Annotated in this window: 2 protein-coding genes; both read right to left on the bottom strand. The window is 54.8% G+C overall.

Annotated elements, in window-relative coordinates; genetic code table 11:
• Positions 1 to 366: 366 nt before the first annotated feature.
• Positions 367 to 774 (bottom strand): metal-sulfur cluster assembly factor, encoded by a 408-nt coding sequence (locus MU521_RS21270; RefSeq protein WP_245681256.1) that lies wholly within the window; start codon positions 772 to 774, stop codon positions 367 to 369.
• 1 nt (position 775) lies between these two features.
• Positions 776 to 1,873 carry an amidohydrolase family protein gene (locus MU521_RS21265; protein WP_092695827.1) on the bottom strand — a complete coding sequence of 366 codons (1,098 nt, stop codon included), beginning with the start codon at positions 1,871 to 1,873 and terminating at the stop codon, positions 776 to 778.
• Between the last annotated feature and the right edge of the window lie 925 nt (positions 1,874 to 2,798).

Below are 2,798 nucleotides of genomic sequence, written 5' to 3'. Positions count from 1 at the left end.
TCGCCACCGCCGTTGCTGGAGCGGCTGATCGAGGACGCTCAGAAGATTCACCAGCAACGACCGATCTTACAGGAGACGCTCGCTACCGCTACACAACCGAGGTGTGAGTCTTAGCTAAAGACGAATGCGCTGCCAACTTCCTCTGACTCGTTCAATAGGCGTCTGTAGACTCTGATAGCTGTAGTAGCGCGGAGGCCAGTGGTATACCTCAAATGGTGAGGAGCAACGCTTTGGTTGCCTGCACTGTTCCTCCATTGCCAACGGTGACTCTAGCGTAGCGAAACTATCGCTCGAAACCTCATGTTTACGCTCCAGCGAGGGCAGAAGCACCTCGCTGGAAGAGCGTTCTATCAGTACGGTGGTTGACTACTGTTCAGACACCGGTATCGACGGTGCAGACACTTCTACATCTGCTTGCTCCTGTTGGTACTGCTCTGCAAGGGACTGTTGATGTTCGTGGCGCCGCTGTAAGGCCTCGTCGGACATCATTTCTTCACGCCAGTCCATTCCGGCATCAGTCGAGAGTGTTACTTCCTCGACGCCGTCGAGTGAGCCGACTCGCTCTTCTGCCTGTTCGATGAAGTACCCGACCATCATGCACGAGGGCGATGTGATACGCAACTCAATGTGAACATGCCCCTCGGAGACTTCGATCGATTTCAAGAGTCCCATCTCGACGATGCTGATATCGGTGCCACGCGCCTCGCTACATGGGTCAACGATATCATCAAGTTGCTCCCGGACCGTCAGCGCTGGCGGATCACTTGCTGCCACGTTAGTACACCTCCGCAGCTGCGTTTGTGCGTGAGAACGGGTCTGCGAGTCCGCTTTCGGCGACTTCTTTACTGAAGTCATCATCAGCAATCTGGTCCCGGGCCGCGTCGATATCGAGCCCGATGATATCGGCGTAGTTTCGGCCGAGCATGTTCCGCTTGTGCTCATCAGTGATCTCAGGCATGTCGCCAAATGCGATGCCACGCTGGCTGAGGTCATCGGGCCAGCTGAAGTCTCGAAGCGCCTCCAGCTCTGGCTGTGGATGATACGCCATTGCAGCAGAGCCCCAATACATTCGATCGAGAACAGCCTCGCCACCGATGTCGATAATCTTTGCCAGTGTCTCTGCGAAGGCCCGCTCGTTGGCTGCAAGTTGAACCCCGAGCGTCTCCATATTGATGTGGAGGTTCGGGAACCGGGCCATCTGCCAAGCGGTTTCTTCGGTAAAGGCGAGTCCGCCGTGAACAATGCCAAAATTGAGCTCAGGGAAGTTTGCGCAGGCGTCGTCAACGTCACCTGGATGGTACGGATCGCGTGGGACTGGGCCGAACGGAATCGCCTTGTGGACTTCGATGAGGTCAATTCCAAGGCTCTTTGCCTTCTCGAAAACCGGGTACGCAATATCCTCGTCGTCCATCCGCCACCCTTCGTGGAAGTCCTCACCCCAATGGGAAGGGTACAGTTTCAGACCGACTGGATCGAGGGCGTCGACCTGCTCTTCGAGTGACTCTTCCCAGCCATCTCGGAGCGGGTCGATATTGGCAAAGTTGATGAAGCGCTCGCCGTACTTGTTGTCGGCTTCGATGGCCTTCTCGTTGGCTGTCAGTCCATCGTGGAAGGCATACAACGGCAGGGACTGGAACGTCGCCATGTCGGTATTGCTCTCAAGAAAGAGCATGTTCGCCGTTTCGTCGACAGTCCAATCCCTGATGTACCCGTCGCGGGTCACACGGTACCCAGGTGGTGATGCGGCATCGACGGTGCCGTAAATCATCTCGGTGATGCCCTGTGCGTGCTGCTCATTCCAGTAGTTCGACGGGTCGAGATTGTATGCGTGAACGACCGCGTCTATAATGAACGTGTCTTCGAGGTCAATCATTTCTGGTGGGATTATTGCTTGCCAACTACAGGGACCTGCAGTGGTGATTGGTAACGATACTCACTAACAATCATGACTAAAATCACAAAAATATTGGGGCACTTCTTACCGCATCGCCGCTGCAAGAACCTCGGACTGTCTCATAAAGACGCTTGAGAACTGAAGCAGTGGCTGTTGGCTTACACTACTATTTCTCGACGACTCTGAGCAGTTGGTGTGCATACGGTAGTTCAACCTCCTACCGACTGTGGTTTCGATAGTGGACCGTATCCTGCTATCGGCGCTTCCAACGGATTTTGCCAGGATGCCCCAACAGTCGCGGAAATTATACTGTAGCGATTCTTAGCGTTCTCCATCAGCTGTCGAAGGGCTCCAAAAGGGGTAATAACCTCGCTGCACCGAGGATTACTCAAGCTCGGCGACTGCTCCACGGGCTGGACACTCGGCCCAGATGCCGTCTGAGCTCGTCTTTCTCGTACTTGACCATTACCTCCGCCGGGTCGGTCAACCCTCCGCACTCTAGGCACTGGCAGGGGCTGGCTATCGTCTGGCAGCCAAAGGGGTGGAAGGAGCGTGTGACGGAGTCCTTCTGTATAATCGCTGAAGCCGTCAGCAAGTAAGTGCTGGGAAGATATCGGAGACATGAGTCATGGTGACCAGCAGGCCACGAAGAGTTGACTTGCCCGGTGACGACGGTGATTCACTGCTTTCTCGTCACCAGTCCTGTGGAATTGGTGGCGAACTTGATTAACCAACAGTGTACCCAGATTGTTGATTAATCGATATCATCCAGGATTGCTTATACTGAGGGCTAAAACTTCATGGAACTCCAGCCACGAGAAGAGGTATGGCGAGGCTGGAGAACGTCTCTGTCGAAGACCTCCGCCAGATCTTGGCGGAGGTCGATGAAGCCGACGCAACAAAG

Origin of the sequence: Halorientalis regularis (genome assembly GCF_023698535.1) — an archaeon.
GTDB lineage: Archaea > Halobacteriota > Halobacteria > Halobacteriales > Haloarculaceae > Halorientalis > Halorientalis regularis.
This window is presented reverse-complemented; position numbering and strand designations above follow the sequence as displayed.

What these genes read in the sequence shown, in the direction of transcription:
- MU521_RS21265 (WP_092695827.1), bottom strand. Translation starts at nt 1,873, where the DNA reads ATGATTGACCTCGAAGACACGTTCATTATAGACGCGGTCGTTCACGCA.